This is a genomic window from Variovorax sp. MSC1_012, assembly GCF_023667525.1.
GTDB classification, from domain to species: domain Bacteria; phylum Pseudomonadota; class Gammaproteobacteria; order Burkholderiales; family Burkholderiaceae_C; genus Variovorax; species Variovorax beijingensis_B.
This window is the reverse complement of the sequence record NZ_CM174443.1, coordinates 5,219,921-5,234,850: the sequence shown is the minus strand read 5'-3', so window position 1 is coordinate 5,234,850 and position 14,930 is coordinate 5,219,921. Positions and strand designations below refer to the sequence as shown.

Annotated in this window: 16 protein-coding genes; 13 read left to right on the top strand and 3 right to left on the bottom strand. The window is 69.0% G+C overall.

What is annotated here, in order from left to right:
• The first annotated feature begins 61 nt into the window (after window positions 1-61).
• From L1081_RS24605 to L1081_RS24580, 6 genes are read left to right on the top strand one after another with little or no spacing between them, the layout of a single operon-like run.
• Window positions 62-835: a crotonase/enoyl-CoA hydratase family protein gene (locus L1081_RS24605; protein WP_489414483.1), complete on the top strand. Its 774-nt coding sequence runs from the start codon at window positions 62-64 to the stop codon at window positions 833-835.
• Complete coding sequence (locus L1081_RS24600; RefSeq protein ID WP_489414482.1) at window positions 832-2,685, top strand: AMP-binding protein; 1,854 nt, start codon at window positions 832-834, stop codon at window positions 2,683-2,685. The genes L1081_RS24605 and L1081_RS24600 overlap by 4 nt, the downstream gene beginning before the upstream one ends.
• Window positions 2,686-2,712: 27 nt before the next feature.
• Window positions 2,713-3,477 (top strand): SDR family NAD(P)-dependent oxidoreductase, encoded by a 765-nt coding sequence (locus tag L1081_RS24595; RefSeq protein WP_489414481.1) that lies wholly within the window; start codon window positions 2,713-2,715, stop codon window positions 3,475-3,477.
• Between the two features lie 46 nt (window positions 3,478-3,523).
• Window positions 3,524-4,513, top strand: coding sequence for a tripartite tricarboxylate transporter substrate-binding protein (locus L1081_RS24590; protein WP_489414480.1), 990 nt, complete (start codon window positions 3,524-3,526; stop codon window positions 4,511-4,513).
• 7 nt (window positions 4,514-4,520) lie between these two features.
• Window positions 4,521-6,278 (top strand): acyl-CoA dehydrogenase family protein, encoded by a 1,758-nt coding sequence (locus L1081_RS24585; RefSeq protein ID WP_489414479.1) that lies wholly within the window; start codon window positions 4,521-4,523, stop codon window positions 6,276-6,278.
• A gap of 39 nt (window positions 6,279-6,317) precedes the next feature.
• The gene (locus tag L1081_RS24580; RefSeq protein ID WP_489414478.1) at window positions 6,318-6,809 is read left to right on the top strand and encodes a MarR family transcriptional regulator; all 492 of its coding nucleotides are present in this window, start codon (window positions 6,318-6,320) and stop codon (window positions 6,807-6,809) included.
• Window positions 6,810-6,824: 15 nt separating this feature from the next.
• Here the strand turns inward: L1081_RS24580 and L1081_RS24575 are convergent, their stop codons facing one another.
• Window positions 6,825-7,487, bottom strand: coding sequence for a WHG domain-containing protein (locus L1081_RS24575; protein WP_489414477.1), 663 nt, complete (start codon window positions 7,485-7,487; stop codon window positions 6,825-6,827).
• Window positions 7,488-7,614: 127 nt separating this feature from the next.
• Here L1081_RS24575 and L1081_RS24570 point away from each other — a divergent pair, with 127 nt between their 5' ends.
• The 5 genes from L1081_RS24570 (at window position 7,615) to L1081_RS24550 (ending at window position 11,020) form a co-directional block, all read left to right on the top strand.
• The gene (locus L1081_RS24570; RefSeq protein WP_489414476.1) at window positions 7,615-8,052 is read left to right on the top strand and encodes a VOC family protein; all 438 of its coding nucleotides are present in this window, start codon (window positions 7,615-7,617) and stop codon (window positions 8,050-8,052) included.
• A gap of 44 nt (window positions 8,053-8,096) precedes the next feature.
• Window positions 8,097-8,624, top strand: a complete 528-nt coding sequence (locus L1081_RS24565) for an SRPBCC family protein (protein WP_489414475.1) — start codon at window positions 8,097-8,099, stop codon at window positions 8,622-8,624.
• A gap of 18 nt (window positions 8,625-8,642) precedes the next feature.
• A complete protein-coding gene (locus L1081_RS24560) occupies window positions 8,643-9,062 on the top strand; it encodes a VOC family protein (RefSeq protein ID WP_489414474.1) in 420 nt (139 codons plus the stop codon).
• A 40-nt stretch (window positions 9,063-9,102) separates the two neighbouring features.
• Window positions 9,103-10,596, top strand: a complete 1,494-nt coding sequence (locus L1081_RS24555; protein WP_489414473.1) for a DHA2 family efflux MFS transporter permease subunit — start codon at window positions 9,103-9,105, stop codon at window positions 10,594-10,596.
• Window positions 10,597-10,660: 64 nt separating this feature from the next.
• Window positions 10,661-11,020: a DUF1428 family protein gene (locus tag L1081_RS24550; RefSeq protein ID WP_489414472.1), complete on the top strand. Its 360-nt coding sequence runs from the start codon at window positions 10,661-10,663 to the stop codon at window positions 11,018-11,020.
• Between the two features lie 15 nt (window positions 11,021-11,035).
• Here L1081_RS24550 and L1081_RS24545 read toward each other — a convergent pair whose 3' ends face one another.
• Window positions 11,036-11,794, bottom strand: a complete 759-nt coding sequence (locus tag L1081_RS24545) for a TSUP family transporter (protein ID WP_489414471.1) — start codon at window positions 11,792-11,794, stop codon at window positions 11,036-11,038.
• A gap of 208 nt (window positions 11,795-12,002) precedes the next feature.
• On the opposite strand from L1081_RS24545, the gene L1081_RS24540 reads away from it, so the two are divergent.
• The gene (locus L1081_RS24540) at window positions 12,003-12,482 is read left to right on the top strand and encodes a DoxX family membrane protein (protein WP_489414470.1); all 480 of its coding nucleotides are present in this window, start codon (window positions 12,003-12,005) and stop codon (window positions 12,480-12,482) included.
• Window positions 12,483-12,494: 12 nt separating this feature from the next.
• On the opposite strand, the gene L1081_RS24535 is transcribed toward L1081_RS24540, so the two are convergent.
• Window positions 12,495-13,238, bottom strand: a complete 744-nt coding sequence (locus tag L1081_RS24535; RefSeq protein WP_489414469.1) for a cyclic nucleotide-binding domain-containing protein — start codon at window positions 13,236-13,238, stop codon at window positions 12,495-12,497.
• 28 nt (window positions 13,239-13,266) lie between these two features.
• On the opposite strand from L1081_RS24535, the gene L1081_RS24530 reads away from it, so the two are divergent.
• Complete coding sequence (locus L1081_RS24530) at window positions 13,267-14,910, top strand: 2Fe-2S iron-sulfur cluster-binding protein (protein WP_489414468.1); 1,644 nt, start codon at window positions 13,267-13,269, stop codon at window positions 14,908-14,910.
• The last annotated feature ends 20 nt before the right edge of the window (window positions 14,911-14,930 follow it).

Genomic DNA, 14,930 nt, shown 5'->3' with positions numbered 1-14,930 from the left:
TCAAGTGCCTTGAATTGATTATTTATCATAACCATAATCCAACTCACACACGAATGCAATCATGACCAATCCCGACCTCCAACTCGACATCCGCGACGACGTGGCCATCGTCCGCCTGACGCGCGGCGCCAAGCGCAATGCGCTCTCGGACGGCCTGATCCTCGCGCTGCGCAACACCTTCGAGACGCTGCCTCCCTCGGTGCGCGCCGCGGTGCTCGACGGCGAGGGCCCGCACTTCTGCGCCGGCCTCGACCTGAGCGAGCTGAAGGAGCGCGACGCCGGCCAGGGCATGCAGCACTCGCGGCTGTGGCACGGCGCGCTCGACCTGATCCAGCACGGTCCGGTGCCGGTGATCGCCGCGCTGCACGGCGCGGTGGTGGGCGGCGGCCTGGAGCTGGCCAGCGCCTGCCACATCCGCGTGGCCGACCGCAGCACCTTCTATGCGCTGCCCGAAGGCTCGCGCGGCATCTTCGTGGGCGGCGGCGGCTCGGTGCGCATTCCCAAGCTGATCGGCGTTGCCCGCATGACCGACATGATGATGACCGGCCGCGTCTACAACGCCGAAGACGGCGAGCGCGCCAACTTCGCGCAGTACCTGGTCGACGAAGGCACGGCCTTCGACAAGGCTTTCGAACTCGCGAAGCGCGTGGCCACCAATGCGCCGCTGACCAACTACGCGCTGATGCATGCGCTGCCGCGCATCGCCGAGCAGTCGGCCGACCACGGCTTCTTCACCGAGGCGCTCATGTCCGGCATCGTGCAGAACGCGCCCGAGGCCAAGGCGCGCGTGCGCGACTTCCTCGAAGGCCGCGGCGCGAAAGTGAGCAAGGAATGACCACCATCCGATACCGTCCGCTGGCCTTCGGCGTCACCCGCGCCGTGCTGCGCCAAGGTGCGCCGGGCACGCAGTACCTGCGGGCCGAGACACCGCTCGCGCCCTACCGCGACCGCATGACCGACCGCCTTGCGCACTGGGCCGAACAGGCGCCCGAGCGCACCTTCATCGCCCGCCGCGAACGCTTGGCCGACGGCAGCACCGGCGACTGGCAGCGGGTGAGCTACGCCGAGGCGCTGCAGAAGGCGCGCAACATCGGCCAGGCCCTGCTCGACCGCGGGCTGGATGCGGAGCGCCCGGTCGCGATCCTGAGCGAGAACGGTATCGAACACGCGCTGATGGCGCTCGGCTGCCTCTATGCGGGCGTGCCGTACTGCCCGGTGTCACCGCCCTACTCGGTGGTGAGCCAGGACTTCGAGAAGCTGCGCCATGTGCTGGACACGCTCACGCCGGGCCTGGTGTTTGCTGCCGACGCCGCGCGCTTCGGCCGTGCCATTGCCGCCACCGTGCCCACCGGGACCGAAGTGGTGATCGCCGAGGGCGCGCTCGAGGGCCGCGACTTCACCTCGTTCGATGCGCTGGCCGCCACGCCGGCCACGCCCGCCATCGATGCCGCGATGCGCGCCACCGGCCCCGACACCATCACCAAGTTCCTCTTCACCTCGGGCTCCACCAAGATGCCCAAGGCGGTGATCAACACGCACCGCATGTGGTGCGCCAACCAGCAGCAGCTGCGCCAGTCGATTCCCGCCCTGGGCGAGGAGCCGCCGGTGCTGGTCGACTGGCTGCCCTGGAACCACACCTTCGGCGGCAACCACAACGTGGGCATCGTGCTGGACAACGGCGGCACGCTCTACATCGACGACGGCAAGCCCACGCCCGGCGGCATGGCCGAGACGCTGCGCAACCTGCGCGAGATCGCGCCCACCATCTACTTCAACGTGCCGACCGGCTTCGAGGCCATCGCGCACGCCATGGAAACCGATGCGGTGCTGCGCCGCAACCTGCTGTCGCGCGTGAAGATGTTCTTCTACTCGGGCGCCGCGCTCTCGCAGCCCGTGTGGGACAGCCTGCACCGCACGCAGGAGTCCGAAGTCGGCGAACGCATCGTGATGGGCACGGGCCTGGGCATGACCGAGTCCGGCCCGTTCGCGCTCTACGTCACGGGGCCCGAGGTCAAGTCGGGCGACGTGGGCCTGCCCGCGGCCGGCATCGAGCTCAAGCTGATCGAGGTCGACGGCAAGACCGAGGTGCGCTACCGCGGCCCCAACATCACGCCCGGCTACTGGCGCGCCCCCGAGGCCACGGCCGAAGCCTTCGACGAAGAGGGCTTCTTCTCGACCGGCGATGCGGTGAAGTGGATCGACGAGTCGAATATCCACCGCGGGCTGCGCTTCGACGGCCGCATCGCCGAAGACTTCAAGCTCGCCACCGGCACCTTCGTGAGCGTGGGGCCGCTGCGCGCCAAGATCATCGCGGCCGGCGCGCCCTATGTGCAGGACGCGGTGCTGACCGGCATCAACCTGAAGGAAGTCGGCGCGCTGGTCTTCCCGACGCAGAAGGTGCGGGAACTGGCCGGCCTGCCCGCCGAGGCAAGCATGCAACAGGTGCTCGAAAGCGCACTGGTACAGGCGCACTTCCAGCAGGTGGCCAACGCGCTGGCGGCCATGGGCACCGGCAGCGCCAACCGCATCGCGCGGCTGCACCTGATGGCCGAGCCGCCTTCCATCGACAAGGGCGAAGTGACCGACAAAGGCTCCATCAACCAGCGCGCCGTGCTCAAGCACCGCGCAGCGATCGTCGAGGCGCTGCATGCCGACACCCTGCCCTTCATCCTGAAGCCCCGCTGAACCACCACTCGAGGAGACACACACATCATGAAGATCGAAGGACAAGCCGCACTCGTGACCGGCGGCGCATCGGGCCTGGGCGAAGCCACCGCACGCGAACTGGCGCGCCTGGGCGCCAAGGTGGCGGTGCTCGACCGCAATGCGGAGCTCGCTGCCAAGGTGGCTGCGGAAATCGGCGGCGTCGCGTGCGTATGCGACATCACCGACACCGACAGCGTCAATGCCGCGCTCGACAAGGCCGAGGCCGCGCACGGCACAGCGCGCATCCTGATGAACGTGGCCGGCATCGGCAGCGCCAAGCGCATCGTCGGCAAGGACGGCAACCCCGCGCCGCTCGAAGACTTCGTGCGCGTGGTCAACATCAACCTTGTCGGCGGCTACAACATGGCGCGCCTCTTCGCCGCCCGCTGCGCCAAGCTCGAGGCATTGGACAACGGCGAGAAGGGCGTGATGCTCTTCACCGCCTCGGTCGCGGCCTTCGACGGCCAGGTGGGCCAGCAGGCCTACAGCGCGTCGAAGGGCGGCCTGGTCGGCATGACGCTGCCGATGGCGCGCGACCTCGCGCAGCACGCGATCCGCGTCTGCACCGTGGCGCCGGGCCTCTTTGCCACGCCGCTTTTGATGGAACTGCCCGAAGCGGTGCAGCAATCGCTCGCCGCATCGATCCCGTTCCCGCCGCGCCTGGGCAAGCCTTCGGAATTCGCCGAGCTGGCCTGCCACATCGTGACCAACGGGCACCTGAACGGCGAAGTCATTCGCCTCGACGGCGCCCTGCGCATGGCGCCGCGCTGATTTTCAGCCCCAGCAAACAGAGCCCGGAAGACAAGGAGACAACACCATGACCAACAGACGCCAATTCGTGCAGGCACTCGGCGGCGCAGCCGCGCTCGGCGCCCTGCATCCGCTTGCCGCACTCGCCCAGGCCGTGCAGCAGGCCAAGATTTACTATGGCTTTCCGGCCGGCAGCGCGGGCGACAGCGTGGCGCGCCGGGTGGCCGAGAAGCTGGGCGACACGCCCTATTCGAAGATCAACGCGGTGGTCGAGAACAAGCCCGGCGCGGGCGGGCGCATTGCGCTCGACACGCTCAAGGGCTCGCCGGCCGACGGCTCGGTGCTGTGCCTCGCGCAGGCTTCCGCGCTGTCGACCTATCCGCACATCTATACCAAGCTGAGCTACGGCCTCGCCGATTTCGCGCCGGTTTCCATCGGCGCCGTGATGACGCACGGCCTGGCCGTCGGCCCGATGGTGCCGGCCAGCGTGAAGACGCTGAAGGACTACATCGCCTGGGCCAAGGCCAACCCCGGCCAGGCCAGCTACGGCTCGCCGGGCGCGGGCTCCACGCCGCACTTCCTGGGCGCGCTGCTGGCCCTGAACACCGGCACCGACCTGCGCCATGTTCCCTACCGCGGCTCGCTGCCGGCCATCAACGATGTGGTGGGCGGGCAGATCGCATCGAGCATGACGCCGGTCGGCGACTACCTGCCCTTCGCCAAGGCCGGCAAGCTGCGCGTGCTCGCCACCTCGGGCGCGCAGCGTGCGGCCTACCTGCCCGACGTGCCCACCTTCACCGAACAGGGCTTCCCGGAAATCGTGGCCGACGAATGGTTCGGCTTCTTCGCGCCGGCCAAGACGCCCGCCGCCGTCATCGCCGCCGCGAGCACGGCGATCCAGGCCGCGCTCAAGGACAAGGCCGTGGCCGAGGGCCTGCTGTCGGTCGGCCTGGTGGCCCACGGCTCCTCGCCCGAGGAGATGAAGAAATCGCTCCAGTCCGAGTACGAGCGCTGGGGCCCGCTGGTCAAGAAGATCGGCTTCACCGCCGAGTCCTGATACGCCCATGGATTACCGGCCCCGCCCCGAAGACAGCCGCTTCATCCTGAACGCGGTGCTCGACGCACCATCGAGGCTGCGCGCGCTGCCCCCCTTCGCCGAGGTCGACGAAGCGCTGCAGCAGCAGGTGCTCGAGGAAGCGGCGCGCTTCGTGGCCGAGGCGGTGGCGCCAATCAACCGCGGCGGCGACGAGATCGGCTGCCGCTTCGCCAACGGCGAGGTCAGCGTGCCACCCGGGTTCCGCGAGGCCTACCAAGCCTTCGTCGATGGCGGCTGGCCCGGCCTGTCGGCCGCGGCCGAAGACGGCGGCCAGGGGCTGCCGGCCGTGCTCGAAGCCATCCTCTACGAATGGCTGAGCGCGGCGAACCACGGCCTCACGATGGCACCGGGCCTGCTGCACGGCGCCTATGCCTGCCTCAAGCACCACGGCAGCGACGAGCTGAAGGCGCATTACCTGCACAAGATCGCCACCGGCGAATGGCTCGCCACCATGTGCCTGACCGAAGCCCACGCGGGCAGCGACCTGGGCCAGGTGCGTACGCGCGCCGTGCCGCAGGCCGACGGCAGCCTGCGCGTGAACGGCGGCAAGATCTTCATCTCGGGCGGCGAACACGACCTCACGCCCAACATCGTGCACCTGGTGCTGTGCCGCATGCCCGATGCGCCCGCCGGTCCCAAGGGCCTGTCCCTGGTGCTCGTGCCCAAGGTGCTGCCCGACGGCACACGCAATGCGGTGCACTGCGAGCGCATCGAGGAGAAGATGGGCCTGCACGGCAGCCCCACCTGCACGATGCGTTTCGACGACGCCACCGGCTGGCTGGTCGGCGAGCCGGGCCGCGGCCTGGCCGCGATGTTCGTGATGATGAATGCGGCGCGCCTGCACGTGGCGCTGCAGGGCATCGGCCTGCTCGATGCCGCCTGGCAGAAGGCCGACGCCTATGCGGCCGAGCGCCGCCAGATGCGCGCCCCCGGCGCCGTGCCCGCCAGCCGAGGCGCCGAAGCCGCGGACCTGATCGCCGAGCATCCCGCGGTCCGCCGCATCCTCGATACCCAGCGCGCCTGGATCGATGGCGCGCGCACGCTCGCCTACCGCAGCGCGCTGATGCTCGACGTGGCCGCGCACGACGCCGACCCCAAGTCGCGCGAACGCGCGCAGCGCTGGTGCTCGCTGGTCACCCCCGTGCTCAAGGCCGCCTGCACGCACCAGGCCTTCCATGGCGCGAGCGAATGCCTGCAGGTGTTCGGCGGCCACGGCTACGTGCGCGAATGGGGCATCGAGCAGATCGTGCGCGATGCGCGCGTGACCATGATCTACGAGGGCACCAACGAGATCCAGGCCATCGACCTGCTGGTGCGCAAGGTGCTGCCCGACGGCGGCGCCGGCATGTCGGCCGTGCTGCTCGAACTGCGCGACGCGCTCGACGCCTCGCGCGACGCCGACGCCGACGTGCAGCGCCGGCTCGCGCAGCTGCGCTACCTGGGCACCACCATCGCGATGGCCGCGCATGCCAACCCCGTGCTGCCCTACGAAGTGGCTGACGACTACCTGCGCGCGGTGATGCTCGCGATGCTGGCCTGGGCCTGGGCGCGCATCGATGCGGCGGAGGCATCGGATGCCGAGCGCGCCGCCAGGGCCCGTCCTGCTGCGGCATTCCGGCGCTGGGTGCTGCCCGAATTCGACATGCGGCTGGCCATCGTCAAGCGCGCCTGCGAAGGTGTCGCCATGACGCACGACGCCGCAAAAACTCCGGCCGCCGCGGGCTGACGGAGCCCGGCCGGGCCGGCCTCGGGTTACGCTCGGGCCATGCCCCGTCCATCCAAGAACAGTCCCGCCAAGGCTGAGCCGGCAACGGCCGGCAACGGCAAGTCCGACCGGCTCGATGCCCGCATGCTGGAAGCCCTGGTCGGCTACAACGCGCGCCGCGCCTGGCTCATCGTGAGCAGCGTGTTCGCCGAGCGCATGGCGCCGTACGGCCTCAAGCAGATCGACTTCTCGGTGCTGTCGCTGCTGGCGCACAACCCGGGCGCCACCTCGCGCCAGCTGTGCAACACGCTCGACATCCTGCCGCCCAACCTGGTGAGCCTGGTCGCCACGCTCGACAGCCGTGGGCTCATCGAGCGCCGCCCGCATCCGCACGATGGCCGCGCGGTGGGGCTGCACCTCACCGAAGCGGGCGAAAAGCTGATTCGCGAGGCCGAGCAGACGGTGACGCAGCTCGAGGCCGACGCCAGCGCCCGGCTCACGGCACGCGAGCGCGAAACGCTGATCCGGCTGCTGCAGAAGATCTATCTGTAGCCTCGGCCGCCCAGGCTAGAGCCCCCGCTCCACCATGTCGATCAGCCGCTGCCCCAGCGCATGGCTGGACTGCGCATCCATGCCCTTGAGCGGTCCTTCGATGATCAGCAGCGCCAGGCCGTGCACGGCCGACCAGGCCAGGTATTCGGCATTCGGACGGTGCGAAGGGGCGAGCGCGCCCGCTTCCACGAGCCGGTCGATCGCGGCGCCCAGCAGCTGGAACGGGTCCTTGCCGCTTGCGCCGGCCCTCGCCGGCCCCACCTCGCCCTCGGCGTCTTCCGACGACACCACGAAGGCGGTGCGGAACAGGCCCGGCTCGGCCTGCGCAAAGCGCAGATAGGCAGTACCGATGGCCCGCACCTGGGCCCGCGCGAAGTCGACGGGCGGCTGATCGCGGGGCAGCACCGCCAGCTCCTTTTCCATGGCCCCGGCCGCCGCCGACAGCGCAGCCGCACGCACCGCCAGCAGCAGCTCCCGCCGGCTCGCGAAATGGCGGTAGGCCGCGTTCGGCACCACGCCCGCGCGCCGCGTCACCTCGCGCAGCGCCACCGCGTCGGGGCCGCCGTCGCGCGCCAGCTCGATGCCGGCGTCGAGCAGCGCGCGGCGCAGGTCGCCGTGGCGGTAGGTGCTGCGAGCCGCGGGCGGGCTGGGGGCTGGCGGGGCGATGCGGGGGCTCATCGGAAATCTCCATGTGGACAGTGTCCATTATGTCTGCTATTCTTTGTGGACGGTGTACACAAACTTAGTTATTCCGTATGCGCGCAGCTCTCTGCGCATCCTTTCATCCTCAGCCAAAGGAATTGCCATGAAAGTCCAGTCCTATCTGTCCTTCGAAGGCCGCTGCGACGAAGCGCTCGCGTTCTACAAGAAGGCGCTCGGCGCCGAAGTCGTGCAGCTCATGCGCTACAGCGAGGCGCCGGAAATGCCGCCATCGGCGGATGCCGACGCCAGCTGCGGCGGCGGCGCGCCGGCGGCCGACAAGGTGATGCACGCGGTGGTGCGCATCGGCGAAACCGAACTGATGGCTTCCGACGGCCGGTGCTCGGGCCAGCCGGAATTCAAGGGCATCATGCTGGCCCTCACCGCTTCCACCGACGCCCAGGCGCGCCAGTGGTTCGATGCACTGGCCGACGGCGGCCAGGTGATGCAGCCGCTGACGCCGACCTTCTTCAGCTCCAGCTTCGGCATGCTCGCGGACCGCTTCGGCGTAGGCTGGCTGCTGGTGGTGCACGCCGGCCAGTAGTCAATCGCGACGGTCCGCCCGCCCCCCGCTCCAGGAACACCTTCATGCTCAAGAAAATCACCCTCGCCATCCTCGCGCTGATCGCGATCGTGCTCATCTACGCCGCCGTCCGGCCCGACACCTTTCGCGTCGAGCGCACGGCGCGCATCGCGGCGCCGGCCGTGAAGATCTTTCCGCTGATCAATGACTTCCACCGCTGGGGCGAGTGGTCGCCCTACGAGAAGCTGGACCCGGGCATGAAGCGCAGCTTCGGCGGCGCACCCGCCGGTCAGGGCGCAACCTACGCGTGGGAAGGCAACGACAAGGCGGGCGCAGGCCGCATGGAAATCGCCGAGTCCACGCCCTCTTCGAAGATCGCGATCAGGCTCGATTTCATCAGGCCCTTCGAAGCCCGCAACATGGCCGAGTTCACGCTGCAGCCGCAGGGCGGCGAGACACAGGTGACCTGGGCCATGCACGGCCCGAGCCCCTACGCCGCAAAGCTCATGGGCATCTTCTTCAACATGGACCAGATGATCGGCAAGGACTTCGAAACCGGCCTTGCCAACCTCAAGACAGCTTCCGAAAAGTAACCACCGAAAGGAAACACCATGTCTCCCATCCACGCTTACCTCACGTTCGACGGCAACGCAGCCGAGGCCATGCGCTTCTACGAGAAGACGCTCGGCGGCACCATGCAGATGATGATGACCATCGGCGAAGCACCCGATACCGAGCAGATGCCGGCCGATGTCAAGAAGCGCATCATGCACGCGTCCCTGGCCTACGGCGACGGCATGCTCATGGCTTCCGACACCATGCCCGGCCAGACCTACGAAGGCATGAAAGGCTTCGGCGTTGCGCTGACCCTGGACACCGTCGCCGAAGCGCGCCGCGTGTTCGATGCCTTCGCCGAGGGTGGCACCGTCTCCATGCCTTTCGAGAAGACCTTCTGGGTCGAGGGCTTCGGCATGGTGACCGACCGCTTCGGCACGCCCTGGCTCATCAACGGGGGCAAGCCGCTGGTCTGACCCGGCCCGGCCCATCCGCAATTTGGAGGAATCGTTCTTCATGACCGACACACTCGACAACAACCGCAAGCGCTGGCTCGCACTGATGGTGCTGTGCCTGGGCGTGCTGATGATCGTGCTCGACACCACGATCGTGAACGTGGCGCTGCCCTCGATCCGCACCGACCTCGGCTTCACCGAGACTTCGCTGGTGTGGGTGGTGAACGCCTATATGTTGACCTTCGGCGGCTTCCTGCTGCTGGGCGGGCGGCTGGGCGACCTGTACGGCCACCGCAGGCTTTTTTTGATCGGCCTCGTGCTGTTCACGCTGGCCTCGCTGGCCTGCGGCGTCGCCAACTCGCAGGCGCTGCTGGTCGCGGCGCGCGCGGTGCAGGGGCTGGGCGGCGCGGTGGTCTCGGCGGTGGCGCTCTCGCTGATCATGAACATCTTCACCGAGCCGGCCGACCGTGCCAAGGCGATGGGCGTCTACGGCTTTGTCTGCGCGGGCGGCGGCAGCATCGGCGTGCTGCTGGGCGGGCTGCTCACGAGCACGCTGAGCTGGCACTGGATCTTCCTGGTGAACCTGCCGATCGGCGTGGCCGTGTATGCGCTGTGCATTGCGCTGCTGCCCTCGGCGCGCGGCCACGCCCATGGCGAAAAGCTCGACGTGGCCGGCGCCGTGGCGGTGACGCTGTCGCTGATGCTCGCGGTGTACGCCATCGTCAACGGCAACGAGGCCGGCTGGCAGTCGGCGCAGACGCTCGGCCTGCTGGGTGCGGCAGTGGTGCTGATGGTGCTGTTCATCGCCATCGAGGCCCGGGTGCAGCATCCATTGATGCCGCTCGGCCTGTTCCGGCTGCGCAGCGTTTCGGTCTCCAACGTGGTGGGCGTGCTGTGGGCGGCGGCCATGTTCGCGTGGTTCTTCATTTCCGCGCTCTACATGCAGCTGGTGCTGGGCTATACGCCGATGCAGATCGGCCTGGCGTTCCTGCCGGCCAACCTGATCATGGCGCTGTTCTCGCTGGGCATCTCGGCCAGGCTGGTGATGCGCTTCGGCATCCGCAGGCCGCTGTCCGTGGGGCTGTGGCTCGCGGCCATCGGGCTTGCGCTGTTCGCGCGGGCGCCGGTGAACGGCAGCTTCGTGGTCGACGTGCTGCCGGGCATGCTGCTGCTGGGCCTGGGTGCGGGCATGGCGCTGAACCCGCTGCTGCTCGCGGCCATGAGCGAGGTGAGCACTACCGAGTCGGGCCTGGCCTCGGGCGTGGTCAACACGGCCTTCATGATGGGCGGCGCGCTCGGGCTCGCGGTGCTGGCCAGCGCCGCCGTTGCGCGCACCACGTCGATGGAGGCGGCCGGCGCAAAGTTGGCGCTCGCGCTCACCGCCGGCTACAACCTCGCGTTCCTCATCGGCGCCGTGTTCGCGGCCGTGGCGGGACTGCTGGGGGCCGTGCTGCTTCGCACCGCATCGCCAGGGTCCACCCAGAACAACGAAGACAACAACAGCAAGGGGTCCGCGGCATCCGCAGGCACGGCCAATCGTGCGGCGGCATCCTGAGGGTCCGCCTGGCGGGCGGCCCCTTTTTCTTTCCTTTCTTCCGTTTATCTCAAGGAGACTTCCAATGGCTCGCTATGTCGATGGTTTCATCGTTCCCATTCCCTCGAACAACGTCGAGGCCTACCGCAAGCTGGCGCGCAAGGCCGGCAAGATCTGGATGGAGTACGGTGCGCTCGAATACGTGGAATGCGTGGCCGACGACGTGAAGCCCGGCAAGTTCACGTCTTTTCCGCAGAGCGTGAAGCAGAAGGCCGACGAAACCGTGGCGTTCTCGTGGATCGTCTACAAGTCGCGCAAGCACCGCGACGCGGTCAACGCCAAGGTGATGGCCGACCCGCGCCTTGCCTCGATGGACCCCAAGACCCTGCCCTTCGATGGGAAGCGGATGATCTTCGGCGGGTTCAAGTCGATCGTCGAGTTCTGACCTGGGGCCCCGGCCTCAGGCGAAGAATCCGTCGTAGACGAGCTTGAGGCCTGTGAGCAACATGCCCAGGTACACGAAGCGATAGAACCACGTCGCATCGATGCGCCTGGCAATGCGAATGCCCACCCACACGCCGAGCGGCGCCAGCGGCATCAGCGCCGCCGAAGTGGCCAGCGTGCGCAGGTCGATCAGGCCGAGCCATGCATAGGGAATCCACTTGCTCAGGTTCACCACGAAGAAGAAGTACGCCATGGTGGCGGTGAACACCACCGGCTTGAGCCGCAGCGGAATCACGTAGGCATTGATCGGCGGCCCGCCGGCATGCGCAATGAAGCTGGTGAACCCCGAGACCGCGGTGAGCGCCGCGCCCACCGCGCGCGAGGGCAGCGGATCGTCGGGCTTGGGCGGAAACGCCAGCCGCTGCGCAAGGAACAAGAGCGTGAACACGCCGACGATGCCGGCCACGGTGTGGGCCGAGAGCGTGCGGAAAAGCAGCGTACCGATCACCGTGCCGAGCAGCCCGAAGGGAATCAGGAACTTGAGCAGCGCGCGGTCGAAGTCGTTGCGGAAGGCGGCCAGGCCGAGCAGGTCCATCAAGAGCAGCAACGGCATCAGGATGGCCGCGGCCTGCGGCACGGTGACCGCCAGCGCCATCAGCGGCACCGCCAATGAACCGAAGCCGGCGCCGAAGCCGCTCTTGCTGATGCCCAGCAGCAGCACGGCGGGAACGGCCACCGCATAGAAATGCGGATCGGTGATGAGGGGAAAGACCATGGAGAAAAGGAGCGGCGCAGAAAAAAGCCCGCTGTGTCGCTGTGTACCGGGCGGCGGGCTATCCGAGCGTAGCAGGATGACGCGGGCCATGCGCCGCCGTCGGAAATTGTGCGTAAACGCACATACCGGCGCGCGGCGGCTGCGCACACTGCAAGCGCAACCGCCGCCCTGCGCGGCGACCCCTCCCATTTTTTCTCAAGGATCCGCCATGAACACCCAGGCCGCAGCCGCCAACGCCGCGCGTACGCCGATCGCACCTTCGCAGGCTTCCTCCGCCTTCTCCCCCGCCACGCTGGACGATTCCGGCAAGCTGCTGCTGCGCGTGGCGATCGGCGTGCTCGTGCTGCTGCACGGCATCTTCAAGATCTCGGCCGGCGTGGGCTTCGTGAGCGCGATGCTGGTGAAGGCCGGCCTGCCGGGCGGGCTGGCCTACCTGGTGTACGTGGGCGAGATCGCGGCGCCGCTCTTCATGATCGCCGGCTTCTGGACCCGCGCCGCCGCCGGCGTGGTCGTCATCAACATGCTTGCGGCCTTCGGCCTGGTGCACATGGCCGACCTGTTCGCCCTGACCAAGCAGGGCGGCTGGGCGCTCGAGCTGCAGGGCCTGTACCTGTTCGGCGCGCTCGCCGTCGTGCTGCTGGGCGCGGGCCGATTCAGCCTCGGCGGCCTGCGCGGCCGCTGGAACTGAGCCTCGGCCGGCTCAGCAGGTGTCGCCTCGCACCTGCGAGACCATCGCCTCGAGCCGGGCTACGTCGGCCACCAGCAGGGCCTTGCCGTCCTTCTGAAGCACGCCGCTGCGCGCCAGCACGTTGAGTTCGCGGGTCACCTGCTCGCGGTTGGTGCTGATCTGGCTAGCCAGGGCCGCGTGCCTGGGTGCCGGCTCCAGCCGCGCCTGGTTGTGTGCCACGCCCGCGGCCCGCGCAAGGCGCAGCAGCTCGGCATGCAGCCGGTTCTGGACACCCAGCGTGCTCAGGTCGATCACGCGCTCCGACAGCTGGCGCACCAAGGACGCCAGCCGCTGCATCACCCGCTCGGCCACCAGCGGCTCCTCGCGCAGCAGGCCCAGGAAGGCAGCGCGGTCGAGGCTGGCAAGCACGCTCGGCAGCAGCGTGACCACGTCGGCCGAACGCGGTCCGCCGTCGATGGCGGCGATGTCGCCGAAATGCTCGCCGGCCTCCGAATCCCTGAAGGTCACCTGCCGCCCGTTGGCCGCATAGGTGGTCACGCGGACCCGGCCCGAAACCAGCAGGAACACCTCGCCCTGCTGCTCGGCACGCAGCAGCAGGGGCTTGCCGGCCTCCACGCTGTGCCACAGGCATTGCTGCGCGAGCAGGTCGAGCCGCTGGTCTGAAAGGCCTTCGAACAGCGCGATGCGGCGCAGCGCGAGGCTGGAACGGGGAGTGATTGGAGTGGGGGCCATGCCGGTAGGTAGGGGCGCGCGCATTATGCTCGGGTGCCCTTCGAAGCCATTCATGGACAGACGCTCCCCACCCATCGCCCGGCTGCCGAAACCGCCGACCCGGCGCAACCTCCGATGGACGAGCGGGTTGGTGCTGATGGCCTATGTCACGGCGCACCTCCTGAACCATTCGCTGGGCATCGCCTCCTTCGCGGCGGCCGAGGCGGTGCTGCGCAACGTGCAGCTCTTCTGGCACAGCCTGCCGGGCACGCTGCTGCTGTACGGCGCGGCCGGCGCACACCTCGTGCTGGCGGTGGCCGCGCTGTGGGAGCGCCGCACGCTGCGCATGCCGCCGCTCGAGGGCCTGCGCGTGCTGCTGGGTTTTGCGCTGCCGCTGCTGCTGGCCACCCACCTGACCGCCATGCGCGGCGCCTATCTCGCCTACGGCATCGAGGGTTCCTACGTCCGCGTGGTCTCGGGCCTGTGGAGCCTGCCAGGCGCCGGCGCGCAGTTCACGATGCTGCTTGCAGCCTGGACCCACGGCTGCCTCGGCATCCACTTCGCGCTGCGGGCACGGCCAGCCTACCGCCGCTTTTCCCCTCTGCTGCTGGCCATTGCCGTGGTGCTGCCGCTGGCGGCGATGATGGGCTTCGTCTCGATGGGGCGCGAGTTCCAGTGGACCGGCGTGCCGCCCGCGGTGCTGCCGACTCCGGCCGAGGGCCGTGCGCTCGACACGGCGGAAGGCCGCATCAAGCTCTTCTATGCGCTCGGCCTGGCCGCCCTGCTGGCGGCCTACGCGGCGCGCAACTGGTTCGGGCGCCGCGCGCGCGGGGCGTCGATCGCGCTGCGCTATCCCAGCCGCACGGTGCACGTGCCGCGCGGCTGGAGCGTGCTGGAAGCGAGCCGATCGCACGGCATCGCCCATCTCTCGGTGTGCGGCGGGCGGGCGCGCTGCTCAACCTGCCGCGTGCGCGTGCTCGGCCCCGCACAGCACACGGACCCACCCGACCGCGACGAGCAGCGAACGCTCGACCGCGTGCGCGCCCCCGGCGGCGTGCGGCTGGCCTGCCAGCTGCGCCCGCGAGGCGACATCGAGGTCATCCCGCTGTTCGCGCCCGCAAGCCACGGAAGGCAGCCCGCGCCGGCCAGCAGCTTCGGCCGCGAGCGCGACGTGGCCATCCTGTTCGTGGACCTGCGACGCTGGTCGGGGTTGGCGGAGGGGCAATGGCCCTTCGACCTGGCCTATGTGCTCGACCGCTACTTTGCCACCGTGGGCGCCGCGGTGCGTGAATGCGGCGGCGTGCCGAACCAGTTCATCGGCGACAGCGTGATGGCGATCTTCGGGCTCGGCACCGACCTGCCCACCGCATGCCGGCAGGCGCTGCGCGCGACCGAACTGATCGGCCAGCGCATGGACGCGTGGAGTGAAGGCTTCGAAGCCCAGTTCGGCCACCAGCTGGACTTCGGCATGGGCCTGCACGCCGGGCGCGCGGCCGTGGGCGAGGTGGGCTACCTCGACACCACCACCTTCACCGCGATCGGCGAAGTGGTCAACACCGCGAGCCGGTTGCAGGACCATTCCAAGACGGCCGCATCGCGACTGGTGGTCTCCGTGTATGCCGCGCAGCAGGCCGGCTTCGCGCATGCGGGAGGGCAGGTCGAGATGCTGGCCGTGCGCGGCCGCTCCGAGCCGATCGCGGTGATCTGCTGCGATTAGCAGCCATCGGCACCCGCGGT

Bases quoted from the DNA above. Each gene is read 5' to 3' on its own strand.
- L1081_RS24565 (WP_489414475.1), top strand. From the start codon at position 8,097: ATGCTCAAGAAAATCACCCTCGCCATCCTCGCGCTGATCGCGATCGTG.
- L1081_RS24575 (WP_489414477.1), bottom strand. From the start codon at position 7,487: ATGAGCCCCCGCATCGCCCCGCCAGCCCCCAGCCCGCCCGCGGCTCGC.
- L1081_RS24555 (WP_489414473.1), top strand. From the start codon at position 9,103: ATGACCGACACACTCGACAACAACCGCAAGCGCTGGCTCGCACTGATG.
- L1081_RS24605 (WP_489414483.1), top strand. From the start codon at position 62: ATGACCAATCCCGACCTCCAACTCGACATCCGCGACGACGTGGCCATC.
- L1081_RS24550 (WP_489414472.1), top strand. From the start codon at position 10,661: ATGGCTCGCTATGTCGATGGTTTCATCGTTCCCATTCCCTCGAACAAC.
- L1081_RS24530 (WP_489414468.1), top strand. From the start codon at position 13,267: ATGGACAGACGCTCCCCACCCATCGCCCGGCTGCCGAAACCGCCGACC.
- L1081_RS24560 (WP_489414474.1), top strand. From the start codon at position 8,643: ATGTCTCCCATCCACGCTTACCTCACGTTCGACGGCAACGCAGCCGAG.
- L1081_RS24540 (WP_489414470.1), top strand. From the start codon at position 12,003: ATGAACACCCAGGCCGCAGCCGCCAACGCCGCGCGTACGCCGATCGCA.
- L1081_RS24590 (WP_489414480.1), top strand. From the start codon at position 3,524: ATGACCAACAGACGCCAATTCGTGCAGGCACTCGGCGGCGCAGCCGCG.
- L1081_RS24545 (WP_489414471.1), bottom strand. From the start codon at position 11,794: ATGGTCTTTCCCCTCATCACCGATCCGCATTTCTATGCGGTGGCCGTT.
- L1081_RS24585 (WP_489414479.1), top strand. From the start codon at position 4,521: ATGGATTACCGGCCCCGCCCCGAAGACAGCCGCTTCATCCTGAACGCG.
- L1081_RS24570 (WP_489414476.1), top strand. From the start codon at position 7,615: ATGAAAGTCCAGTCCTATCTGTCCTTCGAAGGCCGCTGCGACGAAGCG.
- L1081_RS24600 (WP_489414482.1), top strand. From the start codon at position 832: ATGACCACCATCCGATACCGTCCGCTGGCCTTCGGCGTCACCCGCGCC.
- L1081_RS24595 (WP_489414481.1), top strand. From the start codon at position 2,713: ATGAAGATCGAAGGACAAGCCGCACTCGTGACCGGCGGCGCATCGGGC.
- L1081_RS24580 (WP_489414478.1), top strand. From the start codon at position 6,318: ATGCCCCGTCCATCCAAGAACAGTCCCGCCAAGGCTGAGCCGGCAACG.
- L1081_RS24535 (WP_489414469.1), bottom strand. From the start codon at position 13,238: ATGCGCGCGCCCCTACCTACCGGCATGGCCCCCACTCCAATCACTCCC.